The organism is Pedococcus sp. P2_E2 (assembly GCF_056403955.1).
The window spans coordinates 1-20,281 of sequence record NZ_JBFUEM010000004.1; the positions used below are offsets into that span (position 1 = coordinate 1).

Annotated in this window: 20 protein-coding genes; 17 read left to right on the plus strand and 3 right to left on the minus strand. The window is 69.6% G+C overall.

Annotated features, from left to right (window positions below):
• The first annotated feature begins 47 nt into the window (after positions 1-47).
• The 9 genes from AC1DWR_RS09785 to AC1DWR_RS09825 all read left to right on the plus strand — a co-directional run bounded on the left by AC1DWR_RS09785 (position 48) and on the right by AC1DWR_RS09825 (position 8,342).
• A complete protein-coding gene (locus AC1DWR_RS09785; protein ID WP_477624333.1) occupies positions 48-230 on the plus strand; it encodes a Flp family type IVb pilin in 183 nt (60 codons plus the stop codon).
• A 13-nt stretch (positions 231-243) separates the two neighbouring features.
• Positions 244-399 (plus strand): Flp family type IVb pilin, encoded by a 156-nt coding sequence (locus AC1DWR_RS09790; protein ID WP_477615015.1) that lies wholly within the window; start codon positions 244-246, stop codon positions 397-399.
• A 5-nt stretch (positions 400-404) separates the two neighbouring features.
• On the plus strand, positions 405-788 hold the full coding sequence (locus AC1DWR_RS09795) for a TadE/TadG family type IV pilus assembly protein (RefSeq protein ID WP_477615307.1): 384 nt from the start codon (positions 405-407) through the stop codon (positions 786-788).
• Between the two features lie 2 nt (positions 789-790).
• Positions 791-2,005, plus strand: coding sequence for a pilus assembly protein TadG-related protein (locus AC1DWR_RS09800; protein ID WP_477615016.1), 1,215 nt, complete (start codon positions 791-793; stop codon positions 2,003-2,005).
• Between the two features lie 82 nt (positions 2,006-2,087).
• Entirely contained in the window at positions 2,088-2,888 is an 801-nt protein-coding gene (cpaB, locus tag AC1DWR_RS09805) for a Flp pilus assembly protein CpaB (protein WP_477615017.1), read from the plus strand.
• Positions 2,885-4,081, plus strand: a complete 1,197-nt coding sequence (locus AC1DWR_RS09810) for a CpaE/TadZ family protein (protein WP_477615018.1) — start codon at positions 2,885-2,887, stop codon at positions 4,079-4,081. Before cpaB ends, AC1DWR_RS09810 begins: the two co-directional genes overlap by 4 nt.
• The gene (locus AC1DWR_RS09815) at positions 4,078-5,454 is read left to right on the plus strand and encodes a CpaF family protein (protein ID WP_477615019.1); all 1,377 of its coding nucleotides are present in this window, start codon (positions 4,078-4,080) and stop codon (positions 5,452-5,454) included. Before AC1DWR_RS09810 ends, AC1DWR_RS09815 begins: the two co-directional genes overlap by 4 nt.
• Positions 5,455-7,428 (plus strand): type II secretion system F family protein, encoded by a 1,974-nt coding sequence (locus AC1DWR_RS09820; protein ID WP_477624334.1) that lies wholly within the window; start codon positions 5,455-5,457, stop codon positions 7,426-7,428. It begins immediately after the preceding gene.
• Between the two features lie 2 nt (positions 7,429-7,430).
• Positions 7,431-8,342: a type II secretion system F family protein gene (locus AC1DWR_RS09825; protein ID WP_477615021.1), complete on the plus strand. Its 912-nt coding sequence runs from the start codon at positions 7,431-7,433 to the stop codon at positions 8,340-8,342.
• 85 nt (positions 8,343-8,427) lie between these two features.
• On the opposite strand, the gene AC1DWR_RS09830 is transcribed toward AC1DWR_RS09825, so the two are convergent.
• On the minus strand, positions 8,428-9,078 hold the full coding sequence (locus tag AC1DWR_RS09830; protein WP_477615022.1) for a response regulator transcription factor: 651 nt from the start codon (positions 9,076-9,078) through the stop codon (positions 8,428-8,430).
• Positions 9,075-10,688: a sensor histidine kinase gene (locus AC1DWR_RS09835; RefSeq protein WP_477615023.1), complete on the minus strand. Its 1,614-nt coding sequence runs from the start codon at positions 10,686-10,688 to the stop codon at positions 9,075-9,077. Before AC1DWR_RS09835 ends, AC1DWR_RS09830 begins: the two co-directional genes overlap by 4 nt.
• A gap of 126 nt (positions 10,689-10,814) precedes the next feature.
• Here AC1DWR_RS09835 and AC1DWR_RS09840 point away from each other — a divergent pair, with 126 nt between their 5' ends.
• From AC1DWR_RS09840 to AC1DWR_RS09875, 8 genes are all read left to right on the plus strand, one after another.
• Positions 10,815-11,585 carry a ComF family protein gene (locus tag AC1DWR_RS09840; RefSeq protein ID WP_477624335.1) on the plus strand — a complete coding sequence of 257 codons (771 nt, stop codon included), beginning with the start codon at positions 10,815-10,817 and terminating at the stop codon, positions 11,583-11,585.
• Positions 11,586-11,865: 280 nt separating this feature from the next.
• The gene (gene hpf / locus AC1DWR_RS09845) at positions 11,866-12,513 is read left to right on the plus strand and encodes a ribosome hibernation-promoting factor, HPF/YfiA family (protein WP_477615025.1); all 648 of its coding nucleotides are present in this window, start codon (positions 11,866-11,868) and stop codon (positions 12,511-12,513) included.
• A gap of 79 nt (positions 12,514-12,592) precedes the next feature.
• Positions 12,593-13,294, plus strand: coding sequence for a response regulator (locus AC1DWR_RS09850; RefSeq protein ID WP_477624336.1), 702 nt, complete (start codon positions 12,593-12,595; stop codon positions 13,292-13,294).
• Positions 13,295-13,311: 17 nt separating this feature from the next.
• The gene (locus AC1DWR_RS09855) at positions 13,312-14,508 is read left to right on the plus strand and encodes a winged helix-turn-helix domain-containing protein (protein ID WP_477624337.1); all 1,197 of its coding nucleotides are present in this window, start codon (positions 13,312-13,314) and stop codon (positions 14,506-14,508) included.
• Between the two features lie 99 nt (positions 14,509-14,607).
• On the plus strand, positions 14,608-15,960 hold the full coding sequence (locus AC1DWR_RS09860) for an MFS transporter (RefSeq protein ID WP_477624338.1): 1,353 nt from the start codon (positions 14,608-14,610) through the stop codon (positions 15,958-15,960).
• 179 nt (positions 15,961-16,139) lie between these two features.
• Positions 16,140-16,742, plus strand: coding sequence for an acyltransferase (locus tag AC1DWR_RS09865; RefSeq protein ID WP_477615029.1), 603 nt, complete (start codon positions 16,140-16,142; stop codon positions 16,740-16,742).
• Positions 16,735-17,823 (plus strand): DegT/DnrJ/EryC1/StrS family aminotransferase, encoded by a 1,089-nt coding sequence (locus tag AC1DWR_RS09870; RefSeq protein WP_477624339.1) that lies wholly within the window; start codon positions 16,735-16,737, stop codon positions 17,821-17,823. Before AC1DWR_RS09865 ends, AC1DWR_RS09870 begins: the two co-directional genes overlap by 8 nt.
• 1 nt (position 17,824) lies before the next feature.
• The gene (locus tag AC1DWR_RS09875; RefSeq protein WP_477624340.1) at positions 17,825-18,817 is read left to right on the plus strand and encodes a Gfo/Idh/MocA family protein; all 993 of its coding nucleotides are present in this window, start codon (positions 17,825-17,827) and stop codon (positions 18,815-18,817) included.
• An 85-nt stretch (positions 18,818-18,902) separates the two neighbouring features.
• Here AC1DWR_RS09875 and AC1DWR_RS09880 read toward each other — a convergent pair whose 3' ends face one another.
• A complete protein-coding gene (locus AC1DWR_RS09880; protein WP_477624341.1) occupies positions 18,903-20,126 on the minus strand; it encodes an endonuclease/exonuclease/phosphatase family protein in 1,224 nt (407 codons plus the stop codon).
• Positions 20,127-20,281 lie beyond the last annotated feature (155 nt).

The following is a 20,281-nucleotide window of genomic DNA, read 5'->3' on the forward strand; positions in this document are numbered from 1 at the left end:
GGCCACTCGCAGTCCATCGAGGCGTCAATCAAGTCAGGGGATGAAAAATGACCAAGCAGCTCGCAAAGCTCCACACCACCATCTTCCACGCCCGCACGTCTGAGCGTGGTGCCACGGCCGTCGAGTACGGCCTCCTGGTCGCCTTGATCGCGGCCGTCATCGTCGCTGTCGTCGCCACCCTCGGTGGCAAGATCAACGACGCGTTCACAACCGTCAACACCGCAGTCTGAGGAAGTCGACGTGATGAGGATCAGCCGTCAGCATTTCGTGGAGCGTGGCGCAACCGCCGTCGAGTACGGCTTGCTGATGGCCCTCATTGCCGCCGTCATCGTGGCAACCGTCGCCCTGACCGGCGACAAGGTGTTGGCCCTGTTCACCTCGGTCAACTGGTGGTTGTGACAACCATGCACAACGTCAAGCGAGGTCGAGAGCGGGGAGCGGCTGCGGTGGAAATGGCCATCGTGCTCCCCGTCCTCATCGCGCTCGTTTTCGGAATCATCGACTTCTCCCGCATCTTCAGCGGCATCATCGCCGCGCAGCAGGGTGCCCGCGAGGGTGTGCGGCTCGCCGCCCTCGCCCCGAACTACACGAGTGCCCAGGCCAAGTCCCGGGCCGAGCTCGCTGGGGCCAACCCGATGGCCGGCAACATGACCGCCGTCGTCACGATGTGTCCCAATGCCAACGACTACGCGGCAGTAGCCGTGACGTTCCACTTCAGCGGCATCTTGTGGCAGGGCGGCGCAGGCAAGGACTACACCGAGACGGCCCAGATGAGATGCGGAGGCTGAGGATGCGACACACCCCACGCTGGTTGAGTGCGCGCCGCGAACGCGGCGCCGTCGCCATCATCGTCGTCGTCCTGTTCGGGACCGGTGTCCTGCTCGGCTGTGCCGCCCTGACGGTCGACCTCGGTCACATGAAGAGCGAGCGGCAACAGCTCCAGAACGGCGCAGATGCAGTGGCACTTTCGGTGGCCATCGACTGTGCCAAGCTGGCCAGCTGCCTCGCCGGTGACGCCACCAAGCGCCAGAACCTGGCCAACGGCAACGCCATGGACGGCACGACCTCGATCTCCCGTGCTGACGGCAACCCGGCCATCTGCGGCACAGCAACGGGCCTGCCCACCTGTCCCGCGCTGACGACGTCGCTCACCGACTGCGTCGCTCCCGCCACCATGCCCGCGAAGTGGGTGCGTGCCTACACCCGCACCCGTGAGGTCGGCGGTGGCACGATCCTGCCCTACTCCTTCGCCAAGGCGCTGAGTGGCCAGTCGAGCGGTGTCGAGGTGCAGGCCTGCTCCCAGGTGGGATTCACGGCAGGGTACGACCCGCTGAAGGTCATCCCCATCATCCAGTCGCTCTGTGCCTGGCAGGCCGCGACGAGCGGCGGCACGTCGTTCCCTCCGTTGCCGCCGTACACCCCGGCCGCCAGCCTGGGCGCCAACCCACTGCCCAAGATCCCGAGCGTCGTCGACTCCGCCCAGGTGGCCACGATCCAGATCATGACCGACCCCACAGCCGGCTCAGCGAACTGCGGCAAGTCCGGGCCGGGCCAGTACACCCCCGGTAACTTCGGGTGGCTCGACCAGGCGGGCGACTCGAACAGCACGTGTGTCGCGGAGGGTCTGAACGGAGTCATCGGAGGGACTGGCGGCGTGTCCTCCAGCCAGGGGTGCGCTGACATCCTGCCCCTCAAGGTGGGTTCGATCGTCTACATCCCGATCGCCCAGTCGAGCTCGGGTACCGGCCAGGGCACCACGTACACGCTCGCGGGCATCGCCGGCTTCTACCTGGCCGGCGTGGACTTCGAGGGCAACGCGGCCAACAAGCTCTTCAACGGCTACGACCCGGTCATCACGGACTCGAGCGGCAACGTCACGGTCGGCTGCACCAAGGACAGCCAGGGCTGCCTGTGGGGCTGGTACGTTGCGCCCCTTCTCCCTGGCGGCACTCCGGACCCGTCCGGTGGCAACGCCGGCCCCAAGACGATCAGCCTCCTCGGCTGACCACACCACGCCTCCCCGGCTGGACACCCCACGCCTTCTCGGCTGAACACCCAACGATCGAAACGAAAGACAGGCCCTCATCATGGGACGCAGGTTCCTCGCCATCATCGTCGCCGCAGTCGTGGCCCTCGTCGGGGTCGTCTCCGTCATGCTGTACGTGCGTGGCGCCGACGCCAGGGCGGTCTCGGCCCAGCAGCCAACGCTGGTCTACTACGCCAAGAAGGTCGTTCCTGCGGGCACGACGTTGAAGGACGCCAACCGCGAGGGACTGATCGAGCAGACCACCGTGGCTGCCAAGGGCGCGCCGGCAGGAGCCCTCAGCCAGGTGACCGACGCGAACAGCCCGTTGATCGCCCTCAGCGACATCCAGGCCGGTGAGTTCATCACCTCCGCCCGCTTCGGTGTGACCCCCGTGGGCGAGAAGGCCATCGAGGTGCCGGCCGGGAAGGTGGCCGTCTCCGTCGAGCTCAGCGACCCGGCTCGCGTCGGCACGTTCGTCACGCCCGGCACCCACATCGCCATCTTCACCTCCTACAAGATCAAGGCGATCGGCGACGACTCCAAGTCCAAGGCCCTCAACGAGGCCGACGTCCAGGGAACCAGCCTGCTGCTCCCCGATGTCCTCGTCATCGGCATGGGGCAGACGGCCCTCAACCCGGGCAACGCCAAGCAGGACTCGGCAACCGACAAGGGCACCGCAGAGTCGACGGCCCCGAGCTTCCTCGTCACCGTGGGTGTGACGCCGGCCGAGGCGGCCAGGCTGATCCACGGGATCAACAACGGCAACCTCTACGCCGCCCTCCGCGGCAGCGACCTCAAGATGGACGGCCTCAAGATCGTCACCGACCTCAACCTCTTCGACCTCTCCGGCGCCCTGCGATGACGATCCTCTGGGACACCGACCCCACGGCGCCGGACCGGCTCGGCTTTGCCGTCGGCGGGAACCTGGTCCGCGTCGAGAACGCTGCCGCCGTCAACCGCGCCATGCTGGACCACCCCGATGACCGCCTGATCGTCATCGGCCCAGAGGTCGACATGCCGGCTGCCTGCGACCTCGCCGAGCAGTGCCGGGTCGAGCGTCCGGACCTCGGGGTGATCCTGCTCCGTCGCCGGGTGGACGTGACGGTTCTCGCCCAGGCGCTGCGCGCCGGCGTCCGGGAGGTCCTCGCAGCTGACGACCTCACCGGCCTTGCCGATGCAGCCCGGCGCAGTCGGGACTTGTCGCAGAAGGTCACGGGCTACAGCACCGACGCAACCCGCGAGGGTCGGATCATCACCGTCTTCTCGGCCAAGGGTGGGGTCGGCAAGACCACCTTCTCGACCAACCTCGGCGCCTACCTCGCGTCCACGGGGGCCAAGGTGCTCGTGGTGGATCTCGACCTTGCCTTCGGCGACGTCGGGATCAGCCTCCAGATGCTCCCGCAGAACTCCATCTCCGACCTGATCAGCATGGCCGGCCACCTGGACGAGGCGGGCCTGAGGTCGATCGTGACGCACCACGAGTCCGGCCTCGATGCCGCGTGCGCGCCGGCCGAGCCCAGCGACGCCGACAGGGTGCCCGGCACCCTGATCGCCGAGGCGCTGCGCGTCGCGCGTCGCGCCTACGACTACGTCGTGATCGACACGCCACCGGCCTTCACCGAGCACGTCCTGGCCGCGTTCGACAACAGCGACCTGCTGGTGCTGATCGCGACCCTGGACATCCCGGCGGTCAAGAACCTGCGCCTCACCCTCGACACGCTCGACCTCCTGGGCAACCCGAAGGACTCGCGACTGGTCGTGCTCAACCGCTCGGACGCCAAGGTCGGCCTGCGGGCGGAAGACGTCGTCACCGCCATCAAGCAGGAGATTGCCGTGAGCGTGCCCAGCAGCACCGCGGTGCCGGCGTCGGTCAACCGTGGCGTGGCCATCGTCCTCGACGACCCCAAGCACCCCGTCAGCGTCGCGTTCCGCCACCTGGCCGACGAGTACCTGCGCCAGCGGGACGGAGCCGGCGTGCTGTCGGACGAAGGCGGCGCCGGGCAGCCCAAGCGCCGCAACGAGCGCTGGTCCCTTTCACGTGGAGGTAAGCGATGAGCCTCGCCGACCGGCTGGAGAGTGTCCGTCGCGGCCAGCAGCAGCAGAGCGCCGCGGCTTCGCACAACGCACCGGCAGCCCACGGCGAGAAGCTCCGCATCGCTGACCCGTTCGCAGCAGTCAAGGCCAGCGTGCACCAGGCCCTGCTCGACTCCCTGGGGCCCCAGCTCTACGACCCGCACCTGGACCAGAGCGAGCTCGAGAGCAAGGTCCGCCACACCCTGCAGGAGGTGATGGACTCCGAGGAGACCCCGCTCTCGCTGGCAGACCGCACCCGCATCGCGCAGGAGGTGGCCGACGAGATCCTGGGTCACGGTCCCCTGGAGCCACTGCTCCGCGACAGCGAGATCACCGAGATCATGGTCAACGGACCTGACCGGATCTACGTCGAGCGGGCTGGCAAGCTCTACCCCGTCGAGGCCCACTTCAGCAGCGAGGCGCACCTGCGCCGCACGATCGACAAGATCGTCGCTCGCGTCGGCCGACGCGTGGACGAGGCCAGCCCACTGGTCGACGCCCGACTGCCTGACGGCTCCCGTGTCAACGCCGTGATCTCGCCGATCGCCATCGACGGCGCGATGCTGACGATCCGAAAGTTCTCCACGGACCCGTTCACGGACAAGGACCTGATCGCGTTCGGGACGTTCACCCCTCGGGTGCGCGACTTCCTGATCGCCTGCGTCAAGGGTCGCCGGAACATCGTGATCTCGGGAGGTACCGGCTCGGGCAAGACGACGCTGCTCAACGTGATCTCCTCGTTCATCCCCGACGACGAGCGGATCATCACGATCGAGGACGCCGCCGAGCTGCAGCTGAAGCAGGACCACGTCCTGCGGCTGGAGGCGCGACCGTCCAACGTCGAGGGTCGCGGCGAGATCGCCATCCGCGAGCTCGTCAAGAACTCCCTGCGTATGCGTCCTGACCGCATCGTCGTCGGTGAGGTCCGTGACGGCGCCGCGCTGGACATGCTCCAGGCCATGAACACCGGTCACGATGGTTCCATCACGACCGTTCACGCCAACACCCCGCGCGACAGCCTCTCCCGACTGGAGACCATGGTGCTCATGGCGGGCGTCGACCTGCCGGTGCGTGCCATCCGCGAGCAGGTTGCCGGCGCCGTGGACCTGATCATCCAGCAGGCTCGTATGAAGGACGGATCCCGCCGGATCGTCGCCATCACCGAGGTTGCCGGCATGGAGACCGACGTCATCACCATGCAGGACCTGTTCACCTTCGACTACAGCGCGGGACGGGACGAACAGGGCCGGTTCCGGGGCTCGCTGGTCAGCACCGGACTCCGTCCCAAGTTCACCCAGGACCTCGTGGACCAGGGCATCACCCTGGCGGCGGACATCTTCGTGAGGGGCATGTAGGTGCGCATCAACATCCGTCCGACGGTGACGTTGGGCATCGCGGCGGTGGCCCTCGTGGGCCTGACCGTCACGGCGACGTCCGCCGGTGCGGCCCAGGACAACCCGGCGTCGGTCAGCTCGACCAAGGTCACCGGAATGACGGTCTCCGGGGTGCTCACCGTGCGTGGCGCCAAGGGCACCGGCTCGATCGAGGCCGCGAGTCTCAAGGCCACGCTCGCGGGACGTGAGGTGCCGATCACCGTGGTGCCGGTCGCCGCCACCAAGCGGGCGACGATGCTGGTCGTCGACACCAGCGGGTCCATGGGTGAGACCGGGATGGAGACCGTTCGTTCGGCGGTGAGTGCCTTCCTCGCCGAGGCGCCCAAGGATGTCGCCGTCGGGCTGGTGTCGTTCGCCGGCACCGCAGGTGTCGACGTCGCGCCGACCCTCAACCGCGCGACGGTCCAGAAGTCCGTCAATGCCCTCCGCTCACGCGGCGAGACGACGCTCTACGACGCCGTGGCGATCGCGGCCCGCGCCATGGGGCCCTACGCCGACCGCAGCATCATCCTGCTCAGTGATGGTGGCGACACCGCCAGCTCCAAGGCGACCAAGGCGTCCGCGACGGCAGCCCTGCGGGCCAGCGGAGTGCGCGCCGAAGTCGTCGGCTTCAAGACGGGGGAGAGCGACAACACCGTCCTCGCCGGTTTCGCGTCCGCAGGTGGCGGAACGGTGGCCGCCGCGGGCAATGCCGCGGCGGTGCGTGCTGCCTTCGACGCTGCCGCGAAGGCGCTGGACTCCCAGGTGAACTTCACCGTGGACGGCAAGGGCATCGCCAGCGCGAAGCAGGACCTCGTCCTGACCGGAGTCGCCGACGGCAAGCCCTTCACAGCCAACGCTGCCCTCGACTTCGGGGCACCTGCACCGGTCGTGCAGCAGACCCCCACCTCCGATGCCGCTCCTGCCGCTCAGGCCGCTGCCCCGAAGTTCTCCGGTCCCGGTGGCCTCTCGCCGCTGCTGATGGCGGGGTTGGTCGCGATCTTCGTCGGCATCATCGGCCTGGCGATGGCGTTCGTCATGAGGACCCCGACCGGCGGTCGGCGCAGCCGGGTCGCCGGCATCGAGCAGTACGTCGCGGGGCCGACCGTCATGTCCGCCACCGCCGCCAAGGCGTCCCCCAGTGCACTGTCCGAGGGTCTGGTGAGCCTGGGCGAGCGCGTCATGGAGGGTCGTGACTCGACCACGAAGACCATGTCGCTGATCACCCGCGCAGACCTGCCGCTGAGGGCAGGGGAGTGGTGGGTCCTGCGGCTGGTCGCCCTGGTGGTGGCCATCAGTGGCTCGGTGATCCTCTTCCGTGGGGGCACCATCGCGACCATCCTGGCGATCGTCCTCGGCTTCGTCGTGGGGTACTTCCTGCCGGCTTTCGTGTTGCGCTTCCTGGCCAAGCGTCGGGCGAAGAAGTTCGAGAACCAGCTCCCCGACCTGCTGATGCTGGCAGCGAGCAGCCTGGGCACCGGGTTCTCCCTGGCCCAGGCGGTCGATGCCATCGCCAAGGACGCCTCCGAGCCGTCGGCCAAGGAGTTCTCCAGGGCGCTCGCGGAGACGCGCATCGGCTCGGAGATCAGCGACGCGCTCGAGCGGGTGGGCGAGCGGATGGACAGCGAGAACATGCGCTGGACCGCCCTGGCCATCAACATCCAGCGTCAGGTCGGCGGAAACCTCGCCGAGACGCTCAGGACGACGGCCAAGACCCTCAGGGAGCGCGAAGAGCTCAAGCGGCACGTCCGGGCGCTGTCGGCGGAAGGCCGCTTGTCGGCATACATCCTGATCGGTCTTCCCATCGGCCTCTTCTTCTACATGCTCAAGGTCAACTACCTGTACGTGTCCCTGCTCTGGACGAAGCCGATGGGCTGGGCCATGTCGGCAGTGGGGCTGACCGCCATGGCGATCGGCGTCTTCTGGATGAAAAAAGTCGTGGACGTGGAGGTCTGAGGATGCTGCTCATCATTGGAGTTGGAGCCGTCTTCATGGCCCTCATGACCCTGGTGCTCGCCTTTTCCCTGGGGAGCGGCCAGACCACCGGTGTCGCGCGATCGCTCGCCATCATCGAACGTCAGCTCGACCCGCACGAGGTGGCCCGCGAGGAGCTGCCTGCCATGGAGCGGCTGGCGCTGCCCATGCTGGCCCAGACGCGCCGGCTGGCTCAGCGACTGTCTCCGTCGGGCACGACCGACCGGATCCACCGTCGCCTCGACCTCGCAGGCAACCCCCCAGCGTGGACCCCCGAGCGCATCATGGGCGCCAAGGGGCTCGGGCTCTTCATCGGCGCGCTGCTCGGCCTGGCCATCGGACACCTGACCCTGCGAGGCCTCGGGTTCGCCGCAGGTGGCGGCGCCTTCATGTTCTTCCTCCCCGACATCCTGGTCTACAACATGGGCTTGAAGCGCCAGAACGAGCTGCGGATGGGCCTGGCCAACGCGCTGGACATGCTCACGGTGTGCGTCGAAGCGGGTCAAGGCTTCGACGCGGCCCTGCTCCAGGTCGCTCGCTCGGCCGAGGGTCCGGTCGCCGGCGAGTTCGCCCGCGTCCTGTCCGAGATCCAGATCGGCAAGTCACGTGGCGATGCGTTCAGCTCCCTTGCCCAACGCACGTCGGTGCCGGAGGTGAAGACCTTCATCACGTCGCTCGTGCAGGCCGACCGGTTGGGTCTGCCGATCGCCTCGGTGTTGCGCGAGCAGTCGGTGCAGATGCGCCTGATCCGACGTCAGCTGGCCGAGGAGAAGGCCCAGAAGGTGCCCGTCAAGATCCTCTTCCCCATGCTCTTCTGCATCTTCCCGGCCCTCATGATCGTGGTCATCGGCCCCGGCATCATGCGCATGATGGACGCGTTCGCCGGGAAGTTCTGAGGCAGGCGCTCGCCTTCCGACACGCCAACAGGCGGCATTGCTGAGACTGCTCAGCGGTGCCGCCTGTCGTGTGAGGTGACTCGGCTCAGCGGCCGCCGCGGCCGATCGACTCGGACTTGACCAGTCCCAGGCGCAGGGCCGACATCACGGCCGAGGCACGGTTGTGGGCGCCCAGCTTCTCGTAGACCTTCGACACGTGCGTCTTGACCGTCGACTCGCTCATGTAGAGCTTCTTGGCCACGGCGGCGATCGAGTCGCCGGCGACCAGCCGGTCCAGCACCTCGGCCTCGCGGGGCGTCAGCCGCGGCTTGTCACTGGAGTCGCGACGACGCAGGGCTTCGGCCAGGCCGGTCGCCATGAAGGCGTCCGGTGCCACGGCGGCGCGACGGACTGCGGCGATGACCTCGTCCGACGGGGCGGACTTCAGGACCAGGGCCGACGCACCGAGGTCGAGGGCCTCGAGCAGCGTCTCGTCGTCGTTGTGCATCGTCAGGACGACGATGCCCAGTCGTGGGGACGCCTCGCGCGCCGCCCTGGCCATGACCAGGCCGGAGCCGTCGGGCATGGACACGTCCACGACGAGGACGTGGATCAGGCTCTGGGCCAGCACGGTGCGGCCTTCGGCGATGCCACCGGCCTGCCCGACCACGGACAGGTCCGGCTCGCTGTCGATCATCCTGCAGACGGCTTCGCGGACCAGGGTGTGGTCATCGATCACCACGACGTTGATGGTCATGAGGGCTGGGGGATCCTTTCGTTGGACAGCGTGGCGGAAGGGGCTGCGCCGCGGGCCCGCATGCGCATGCGGAGGGAGACTCCGTCTCCCGCATAGGGCTCGACGGAGATCTCGCCACCCAGGCCGTTGAGGGGGTGGTCGGCGAAGTCGCGTTCGGTCAGTGAGGTCGTGCCGTCGTGCGACATCCAGAGCTCCACCCTGGGTGCCGCGACGTTGAGGCGCACCTCGACGGTCTGCGCGTTGAGGGAGTGCCGGGCATCGGCCAGCATCCGCAGGAAGAGTCGGTAGATGAGCACCTCGGTGTGCGCTGGCAGGCGGAAACCGGTCTCGCTCAGGTGCATTCGCGTCGTGACTCCTGACGACGAGCCGAAGTTCTGGAGTCGGGCACCGATCATCGCGCCCAGTCCGGTGTCGGGACGCACCGCGATCCGCAGGTCGCCGATGTGCAGTCGCAGGTCGGCCAGCACGCGGGACACATCGACTCGGAGCGCGTCCAGCTCCTCGGCCAGGGGCGACCCCTGGGCGCGCGCGTTGCGACGCACCGCGTCGATGCCGAAGCCGAGCGCCACCATCTCCTGGGCGATCCCGTCGTGCATCTCGCGCGCGAGGCGCTCGCGCTCCTCCAGGCCGGCGCGCTCGCGCAACCCGGCGAACAGCACGGAGAGGTCGATGTTGGCCGCGTGCCGGCTGGCAACCGCGCCCGCCGCGGCGAGGTCCTCCTCCGTGAAGGGCGTGACCAGGGGCCGGTCCGCGACCATCAGCCCGAGCCGGTGGCCGTCGCCGTCGTGGAGCGGGACGACGATGACCGAGCGGGCCACCAGGTCGTCCTTCCACTGCGCGAGGGTGGGCACGCCCTGGTGCCACGCCGGTGCGAGGACCGAGTCCCGTTCCATCGGGTCGGGCCAGGGGGTGCGGTCCGCCCCACGGATCGCGAGCGGCACGGCGGGGTCGTCGCCGTAGCCCACCAGGATGGCGCTGCGTGCCGCGCGCATCTGGTTGCTGAGGTCCTGGAGGGCCATCTCGGCCGAACCGGGGGCGTCGAAGCCGGTGTCGAGGGTGTCGGCGAGCTCGTGCAGGCGCCGCAGCAGCAGGCTGGCCTCAGCCGCGACGTTCGGGTCGACGGGTAGCGCCACGCCCTCCATCCGGTGCGACCAGGCTCCCAGCAGCCCGAAGACGAGGGCGACCATGGCAGCGAGCAGGATGGCCTGGCCCTCGGCCAGGTCCAGCCGGGCCAGCCACCACGCGGTCGCGAGGCCGGAGGCCAGGCCGACGGCCGAGATCTCCAGGGCGCCCCGCCGACCCAGTCGCAGCCCAGCGTGGAACGCGGGGACGAGGATCAGGATCTTCGACCAGGGCCCGGTGTAACCCATCGCGAGCCCGGCCACCACGGCACCAGCGACGAGCAGCCCGGTCATCTGGATGCGGCGGGTGGCAGTGTCCTTGGGACTGAGCACAGGCAGGGCCGAGGCCGCGAGGTCGAGCGTGACGGTCAGGAGGATCCAGGGAAGGCCTCCGAGGATGTCGTTGCTGACCGACGCGAACATGGCAGCCACGAGCGCGATGCCGATGCGAATCCGGGTGGAGACGGCGAGATGGGGCAACCACCGCATACCCGCCTCCCGTCTCGCGTCCCCGGCACCCAGCAGTTGTCCACAGGCCAAGGCCCAGACTAGTCGTGTCCACAGGCTTCTGCCTCCGAATCGACGCCAACACACCGCGCCGCCACGATGGGGGACATGGCGCCGCCCACCCCTGTGCCTGGGGCGATGAGGGCCCTCACGGACCTGGCCCTGCCGGTCAGCTGCGCGGCCTGCGGCCAGCCTGACGACGCTGTATGCCGCGGGTGCCTGGAAGCGCTCGAGCGGAGCCTCTGGTTCGGGGGCCCGCGACAGGTCCATCCGGACCCCTGCCCCTCCGGCTTCCCGCCTGTCTCAGCGAGTGGTCCGTACGGTGGGCCGCTCGCCGCAGTCGTGACGGCCTACAAGGACGACGGTCGGCGCGACTGCGGGCTGTTGCTCGGGGAGCTCCTCGGCCGGGCCCTCGATGCCGCTGTCAGCGCCTGCCGGTCAGGGGTCGAGGTCCTGGTGCGCCACAACGGTCCACTCCTGGTCGTGCCCGTCCCCTCGTCCCGGACCTCCGTACGCGCTCGGGGCGACGCGCCACTGGTGTCCGTGGCCGCCCACGCGGTCAGTGGCTTCGCCGCCGACGAGGCCGTCGTGGCCCCGGCGCTGCGACTCCGGCGCCGGGTCGCCGACCAGGCCGGGCTCGGCGCGCGCGAGAGGGCGGTCAACCTCGAGCGCTCCATGGCCGTGCGGCGGCACTGGGCGCAGGTGGTCGAGGGTGCCGTGTGCGTCGTGGTCGACGACGTGCTCACCACGGGAGCGACGCTTGTCGAGGCGGCCCGGGCGCTGCGCTCGGCCGGCGCGGCGACGGTCGTCGCCGCGACGATCTGTGCCACCCAGCGGCGGAACCCGACGCCCAGCCAGCGCACCACCAACWCCCGGTAAAGGCTCAGCCAATCCCTGTGTCGCAATCGCCCGGCGTGGTCTAAGTTCGACGTATGGCCCCCCTGGCCCCCGTGCACGTCACGCAAACAGGGCGCCTCGGACGCGGTCCGACGGGCGCCCTCTGGCAGGGAGCGGAGCCCGCACCGCCGACGTCCGAGTCCCCGACGTGGGCGACCACCGGGTTGCTTCCCCTCGTGTCGTCAGAGCGTGGGTGGTGCCGCGGCTGAACCCGGGCCACGCCGCCCGATTCGAACTCCCGCCGAAAACCATGGAGGACACCGTGGAGATTGTCGTCACCGGACGCCACATGCAGGTCTCAGACCGATTCCGTGACCACCTCGACGAAAAGCTGGCCAAGATCCCACAGCTCGCGCCGCGCGTGCAGCGCGTCGACGTGATCGTGAGCCACGAGTCGAACAAGCGCCAGGCCAAGGCCTGCGAACGGGTCGAGATCACCTGTCACGTGAAGGGCCCGATCGTGCGGGCCGAGGCATGTCTTGACGACAAGTACGCAGCGCTCGACGTGGCGCTGGACAAGCTGATGGAACGGCTGAGGCGGGCCCAGGACCGCAAGCGCGTGCACCGCGGGAGGCACGCGCCCGAGTCGGTGTCCGCCGCCACGGCGCGGATCCAGGAGCCGGCGCAGGGCGGGGGCGAGGACCACGTCCACGAGGTCGGTGGTGAAGGGGACCCCTTCGGCGCCCAGGGCAACTCGCCCGTGGAGATCCGCGAGAAGATCCACGCGACCGTGCCGATGGCACTGGACCAGGCGGTCCGCGAGATGGAGCTCGTCGGGCACGACTTCTACCTCTACCACGACGAGGAGACCGACCAGCCGAGCGTCGTTTACCGCCGCAGGGGTTGGTCCTACGGCGTCATCCACCTCGACGTCACCGACGACGAGGGTGTCGCCCGCAAGGTTTCCTGATTCCCACGCTCGACGACGCCGGGCGAGCCCTCGCGGCTTTCGCCCGGCGTCGTGGCACCGTCATGACAGTATGTGGCTCGTGACGAATGGGAATGGTGGTGTGACGAGCGGGGCGGACCCGATCAGGGTCGTCATCGCCGATGACCACGTCCTCTACCGCCGTGGCCTGCAGATGGTCGTCTCGCAGGACCACGACATCGAGATCGTCGGCGAGGCCGGCGACGGCAAGGAAGCGGTGGACCGCACCGTCGAGCTGCTGCCCGACGTCGTCCTCATGGACGTCCGGATGCCGCACACCTCGGGCATCCAGGCCTGCCAGACCATCAAGGCGCTCGTGCCGTCGACCAAGATCATCATGCTGACGATGTCCGACGAGGAGTCCGACCTCTACGAAGCGGTCAAGGCAGGAGCCAACGGCTACCTCCTGAAGGACGTCCCGGGCGAGGAGATCGCCGACGGGGTGCGCGCGGTCTACAACGGCGACTCGCTCATCTCGCCCTCGATGGCCTCCAAGCTGCTCGCGGAGTTCGCCCAGATGAGCAAGCGCCAGGGGGAGCGACCCACCGGGGTCGGGGCGCCTCGGCTCACCGACCGCGAGCTCGAGGTCCTGCGGCTCGTGGCGCGGGGGATGGCCAACAAGGAGATCGCGCACCAGCTGTTCATCTCCGAGAACACCGTGAAGAACCACGTGCGCAACATCCTCGAGAAGCTCCAGCTCCACTCGCGCATGGAGGCGGCTATGTATGCCGTCCGCGAGAACCTCCTCGAACCCGGCGAGTGACCAGCGGCGCACGTGCTGTGACGACACCTCCGTCCCTGCGGCTGACGCGCGCCCAGGCGCGCCGGATCGCCTTGGCAGCACAGGGATTCACCGACCCCAGGCCCGCCCCGGGGGCGGCCACGATGCGTCACGTGCAGAAGGTCATCGACCGGGTGCAGATCGTCCAGATCGACAGCGTCAACGTCCTCACGCGCAGCCAGTACCTGCCCTTCTTCTCGCGGCTGGGTCCCTATGACACCGCGCTCCTCGACCGGGCGCGCGACCGGTCGCCCCGACGGCTCGTCGAGTACTGGGCCCACGAGGCCAGCCTCATCCCGCCCTCGACGTGGCCGTTGCTCGACTTCCGCATGCAGCGCGTGCTGCACGACGCGTGGGGTGGCATGCAGCGGGTGGCCCGGGAGCACCCCGAGCTGGTCGCGGCCGTGCTCGCCGAGGTCACGGCTCGCGGACCGCTCACCTCACGCCAGCTGGAGGCAGCCCTCGAGCACGACCTGCCGCGCCAGCGCGACGAGTGGGGCTGGAACTGGTCGTTGGTCAAGAGCGCCCTCGAGCACCTCTTCTGGGCGGGACAGGTCAGCTCCGCGGGCCGGACCAGCCAGTTCGAGCGACGGTATGCCGCCGTCGACCGCGTGCTGCCCGGCCACCTCGCGGCAGCGGCCGCGGACCCGGCAGGCCGACCGCCGCACGACGTCGCCTTCAAGGAGCTGATGCTGATCGCCGCCCGCGCCCACGGCGTCGGCACCGAGCAGTGCCTGAGGGACTACTTCCGGCTCAAACCGCACCAGTCCCGCCCGGCTCTGGATGCGCTCGTCGCGGAGGGGACGCTCGTTCCGGCGACCATCGAGGGGTGGAAGCGACCGGCCTACCTGCACGTGAAGGCGCGTCGCCCCCGCACGGTGAGTGCCCAGGCGTTGCTCAGCCCGTTCGACTCGCTGATCTGGCAGCGCGATCGCACGGCGGCGATCTTCGGGATGGACTTCCGCCTCGAGATCTACGTGCCGGCGCCGATGCGGGTGCACGGCTACTACGTGCTGCCGTTCCTGTTCGGCGAAGAGCTCGTCGCGCGGTGCGACCTGAAGGCAGACCGCGCCGACGGAGTGCTGCGGCTGCAGGCGGTGCACTGGGAGCCGGGGGCGCCGCCGGAGGCGCGTCCCGCCCTCGACGACGAGCTCGCCCTGATGGCCGGCTGGCTCGGGCTGGCCCGCGTCGCCTGACGCGGGGGCTCTCGCCAAGGGCCGACGCTGGCGGGATCCGGCGGACGGTTGTCCGGAAAGCGGTGTCCACGGGAACCTTCTGGCAGATATCCTGCGGCGGTGACGATTCCTGCCGCGACTGAGGCCACGACAGCACCCCGACGTCCGCAGGTGCACCGCGCCTGGTGGGTGGCCGCCGTGATCCTGGGAGCCCTCGTGGCCGCGGCAGGGTTCCGCTCCTCGACCGGCGCTCTCCTCGAGCCCCTCGAGTCCGAGTTCGGATGGTCTCGCGCCACCACCTCGGGGGCGGTCACCGCGAACCTGGTGATCTACGGCCTCACCGCACCCTTCGCGGCGGCGCTCATGGAGCGGTTCGGCCTGCGCCGGGTCGTCAGCCTCGCGCTGGTCCTGGTCGCAGTCGGCAGCGGTCTCACGACGGTGATGACCGCGCCGTGGCAGCTGTGGCTGCTGTGGGGTGTCTTCGTCGGGGTCGGTGCCGGTGCGATGGCGCTGGTCCTGGGTGCCGTCGTGGCGAACCGGTGGTTCGTCGAGTCGCGGCGGGGGCTGGTGACCGGCATCTTCTCCGCGGCGGGGGCAGCCGGACAGCTGGTCTTCCTACCGGGCATCGCGGCGCTCGCAGCCGGTCCCGGCTGGCGGTATGCCGCGCTCGTGGTCACCGGCGCCGCGCTCCTCCTCGTGCCCTTGGTGGTGTTCGTCGTCCGTGACAGGCCTGCCGACCTCGGCCTGCGCCCGGTGGGCGCGCAGCCGGGCGACGTGCTCGACGAGCCGGCCACGCGGCATACCGGGGCACACGTCGGACCGGCGGCCCTCGCCATCCGCACCCTGAGGGCCAGCGTGCGGTCACGGACCTTCTGGATCCTGTTCGGCACCTTCTGGATCTGTGGCTGGTCGACCAACGGTCTGATCGGCACCCACTTCATCCCCGCCGCCCACGACCACGGCATGCCACAGACGACGGCTGCCAGCCTGCTCGCCCTCGTCGGGGTCTTCGACCTCGTCGGCACCATCGCGTCCGGCTGGCTCACGGACAAGGTCGACCCGCGGCTGCTGCTGTGCGGCTACTACGGCTTCCGGGGGCTGGCGCTGCTGTTCGTCCCCGCCCTGCTGGGTCCGGACATCCACCCCAACCTGTTCATCTTCATCGTCTTCTACGGCCTCGACTGGGTGGCCACGGTCCCGCCGACGATCTCCTTGTGTCGCAGGCACTTCGGCGTCGCGCGCTCGGGCGTCGTGTTCGGCTGGGTCTTCGCCGCACACATGGTCGGGGCCGGCGTCGCGGCGAGCTACGCCGGCTGGGTGCGGCAGAGCACCGGCGACTACTTCACGGCCTGGCTCACGGCCGGCGGCCTCTGCCTGTTCGCGGCGCTGGCCTGCCTGGCCATCGGGAAGTCGCCGGAGCGCGGCTCGTGGAGCTCCGAGGGTGAGGACGCCGAGGTCGCCGCCATCGCCTGACCCGCGCGACGCTGCGCGCGCAGCGGCCCCGGTCGGGGCGAGCCGGACGAGTCAACCGAAGGTAGGAGCCGGGTCCGCATCCTCCGCGCGACCTCCTCAGCCTTGCTACCGTGCCGCGGGAAGCCTCCGCCTCCGGATGGCCCATGGTCTCGAAATCGGCTGCAGTGGAAGGGGCAAGGATGACCACCCGGATCGCCGATTCCGCCGATGTGGCCGACACGGCTCGCATCGGTGACTCGACCTCGGTCTGGGACCTCGCCCAAGTGCGCGAGGGTGCGACGCTGGGCAGCGGTTGCATCATCGGTCGAGGGGCCTACATCGGACCTGGGGTCAGCCTGGGCTCGAACTGCAAGGTGCAGAACTTCGCGTTGGTCTACGAGCCGGCTGTCCTCGAGGACGGCGTCTTCATCGGGCCGGCGGCCACCTTGACCAACGACCGGTATCCGCGGGCCGTCAACCCGGATGGTTCCATCAAGGTGGCTGCTGACTGGCAGCCGGTCGGGGTGCTCTGCCGAACCGGCGCCTCCGTCGGTGCGGGGGCCGTCTGCGTCGCCCCCCTCGTCGTGGGGCGGTGGGCGGTCGTGGCGGCCGGCGCCGTGGTGACGCGGGACGTGCCCGACTTCGCGCTCGTCGCCGGGACCCCCGCTCAGCGCGTGCGCTGGGTGGGACGAGGAGGCGTTCCGCTGGTGGAGGAGGGCGGTGGCGAGTGGGTCTGTCCGCAGACCGGTGAACGCTTCACCGAGTCCGAGGGGATGCTGAGGGAGCGTCAGCCTGATGAATGAGTTCATCCCCGTGGCCCGGCCGGCCATCGGCGACGAAGAGTGTGAGGCAGTCGAGCGGGTCATGCGCAGTGGGATGCTCGCCCAAGGCCCTGAGGTGGCAGCGTTCGAACGCGAGTTCTCCGAGCACTTCCAGCTCCACCGGGCCTGTGTCGCGGTCAACTCGGGCACGTCCGGGCTGCACCTCGGACTGCTGGCAGCCGGGGTCACGGCAGGAGACGAGGTGATCGTCCCGTCCTTCACGTTCGCCGCCACTGCCAATGCCGTCGCCCTCACCGGTGCGACCCCCGTCTTCGCGGACATCCGACCGGACGACTTCTGTCTGGATCCCGAGGCCGTCGAGCACCTCATCACCGGGCGGACCAAGGGCATCATGCCCGTCCACCTCTACGGCCACCCCGCGCCGATGGCCGAACTGCTGGAGGTTGCCGATCGCCATGGTGTGTCGATCTTCGAGGACGCCGCCCAAGCTCACGGCGCGTCCCTCCACGGACGGCCGGTCGGGGCGTTCGGCGAGATGGCCGTGTTCTCCCTCTACCCGACGAAGAACATGACGTCCGGCGAGGGAGGCATGGTCTCGGTTGCCTCACCGACCGTGGAGCGCCGGCTGCGCCTCTATCGAAACCAGGGAATGGAAATGCCCTACCGCAACGAGATCGTGGGGTTCAACGCCCGGATGACCGACATCCATGCGGCCATCGGGCGCGTGCAGCTGCGGAAGGTCGCCGCGTGGACCGAGCAGCGACAACATCATGCGTCGTACCTCACGGAGCACCTGGAAGGTGTGGTCACCCCGGCGCGCGCTTCGGGGGCGGTGCACGTCTACCACCAGTACACCGTCCGTATTCCTGAGGACCGCGATGGGTTCGCGGCGGCCCTGCGTGAGGAGTACGCAGTCGGGAGTGGCGCCTTCTATCCGGTGCCGACCCATCGCCTTGCACCTTTTCGCGGCGGATCGGATCTTCCCCACACGGACGCCGCGGCGCGCGAGTGCCTGTCCCTGCCGGTGCACCCCGCGCTCTCACCGGACGACCTGGAGCGGATCGTCACAGGCGTCAATACCCTGGCCAGGGCGGGCGCCTGACATGGCCGACCTCCGCGCAGGGCTCATCGGGCTCGGGATGATGGGCCGCCACCACGCCCGCGTGCTCCGGAGCCTTGACGGCGTCGAGCTGGTCGCGGTCCTGGACCACGGCGGAGACCAGTACTCGGCCGCCGGCGACCTGTCGGTCCTCACGGACATCGAACGCCTGCTGACCGAACGCCTGGACTACTGCGTCGTCGCGGTGCCCACGTCCTTCCACGAGGAGATCGGCGTGAGGCTCGCGGCTGCCGGCGTGCACGCACTCATCGAGAAGCCGCTCGCCGAGGACGTGCCGTCTGCCATGCGCATCGCCGCGGCCTTCAGGGAGGCTGGTCTGATCGGTGCAGTCGGGCACATCGAGCGCTACAACCCGGCCCTGCAGCAGGCGCGGGCCAGGCTTGAGGCCGGAGAGCTCGGAGACGTCTACCAGATCGCCACCCGGCGCCAGGGGCCGTTTCCGACGCGCATCGTGGACGTGGGGGTGGTGCAGGACCTGGGCAGCCACGACATCGACCTGACCGCCTGGGTGACGCAGCGCGAGTACGTCTCGGTGTCGGCGCGCACCGCGCACCAGAGCGGCGGCCAGCACGAGGACCTCGTGGCCGTGCTCGCCCAGCTGTCGGACGGCACGGTCGCGAACCACCTGGTGAACTGGCTGTCACCCCTCAAGGAACGGGTCACGATCATCACCGGCGAGCGAGGGACCTTCGTCGCGGACACCCTCGCCGCCGACCTCACGTTCTACGCCAACGGAGAGAACCCGCAGGTGTCGTGGGATGCGATTGCCAACTTCCGAGGTGTGTCCGAGGGTGACGTGATCCGCTACGCCATCGCCAAGCCCGAGCCCCTCCGGGTCGAGCACGAGAGCTTCCGCGATGCGGTGCTCGGCAAGAGCCACAACATCGTGACCCTGGACGAGGGCGTCAACACGGTGCGCGTTGCCGCGGCCTGCCTCGAGTCCGCCGAGACGAAGACCACCGTCCACCTCACCTGACGCGCCGCGAGAGGGTGGCAAACCGATCCTTCCCTGGGGGGAGGCGACGGTTTGCCACCCTCTCGACGCGAGCCGGCTGGAGCCGTCAGTGCAGCCCGCGCAGCCGCAGGACGACACCGGCGTGGTCGGAGGGCCACAGGCCGGTGGCCGCGTCACGGTCGCGCACCTCGTTGCCGGTGACGGTGCCGCGGTCCACCGCCGAACCACCCGCCGCGGTCCGGGCGAACACCATGTCGATCCGGTGGTCGAAGCCGGCCGCGGTAGCGTCGGTGACACCCTCGGACAGTCCCGAGGTGCAGCCGTCGTCCCGGGCGTCCACCGGGCAGCTGCCCGGCCGCCAGCGCAGCCACTCGTCGGTGAACCCGTTGGCCACGACGAAGTCGTACGGGCCCGAGTGGGGCGTGCCGAGCGGGTCGGTGCGCTTGACGCTGTGGTCGAGCGGGTCGGAGTTGCAGTCGCAGACCACCACGGTCGGCTTGTTCGAGGGCGCGGCCGGACCGGCCAGGAGCTCGTGGGCCTGCCCCAACGCGATGTCGGAGCTGGCCGACTCGAGGTGGGTGTTGACGACGCGCACCACGGTCGACCCCGACCGCACGTCTGCCCAGTTGTAGCCGCGGATGAACACGAACGGCACTCCGCCGACGCTGACCGAGAGGCGGGTGACGTACTGCCCACCTCCGCTGGCCTGCACGGTCAGGCCGGGGTCGACCCGCACGAGCATCGCGTCACGCATGGTCAGCCGGACGTCGCGTGCGTTGGTCATCGTGCCGTTGAACGGGCTGCCCCTGAAGGCGGGGCCCTCCACGTCGGACTCCTGCTGCACGTTGGCCACGCGGTACTGCGCGCCCGTCGCCGCGAGGTCGCTGGTGAACGTCGCCAGGAAGTCGTAGTCGGGGTTGCTCGCGTTCGCGGTGCCGATGGCCCCGAGCTCCAGGGGTCCGCTGCGCCACAGGGCCACCTCCTGCAGGCCCACCACGTCCGGGCGCTGCGAGGCGATCTCGGCGGCCAACAGCTTGCTGCGCACGGGGAAGCTGGTCTGGTCGACCACGGCGCGCAGCTCGTCGTTGGAGTTGCCGAAGGCCACCAGGGCCGCGGCCCCCGTCTTGCCTGCCGTGGCCACCAGGGGCCGGTTGATGTCCCCACCGAGGTAGAGGTTCCGTGTCATCACGGTCAACGGCCGGCCCGGGGCCGCATCCGGGGGAGCGGCCACGGCCGGGGTCGCCACGAAGGCTGCGAGCGCGCTCGCGAGCGCTGCCGTTGCCGCCCAGGCGACAGCCCGGAGAGCGGGACGGGACGGGTGGATGGACATCGTTGGCCTCCCTGCGTCAGGTGTGTGGGCTCATGCTGGTCACTGGCCCACGCCGCGGCAAGGGTCCAATGGCGTAGTTCCGCCGACGGGAGCGCGCCACCAGCCCGGTCATGCAGCCGGCGGGACCACTCACGACCAGCGTTGACAGTCGTGCT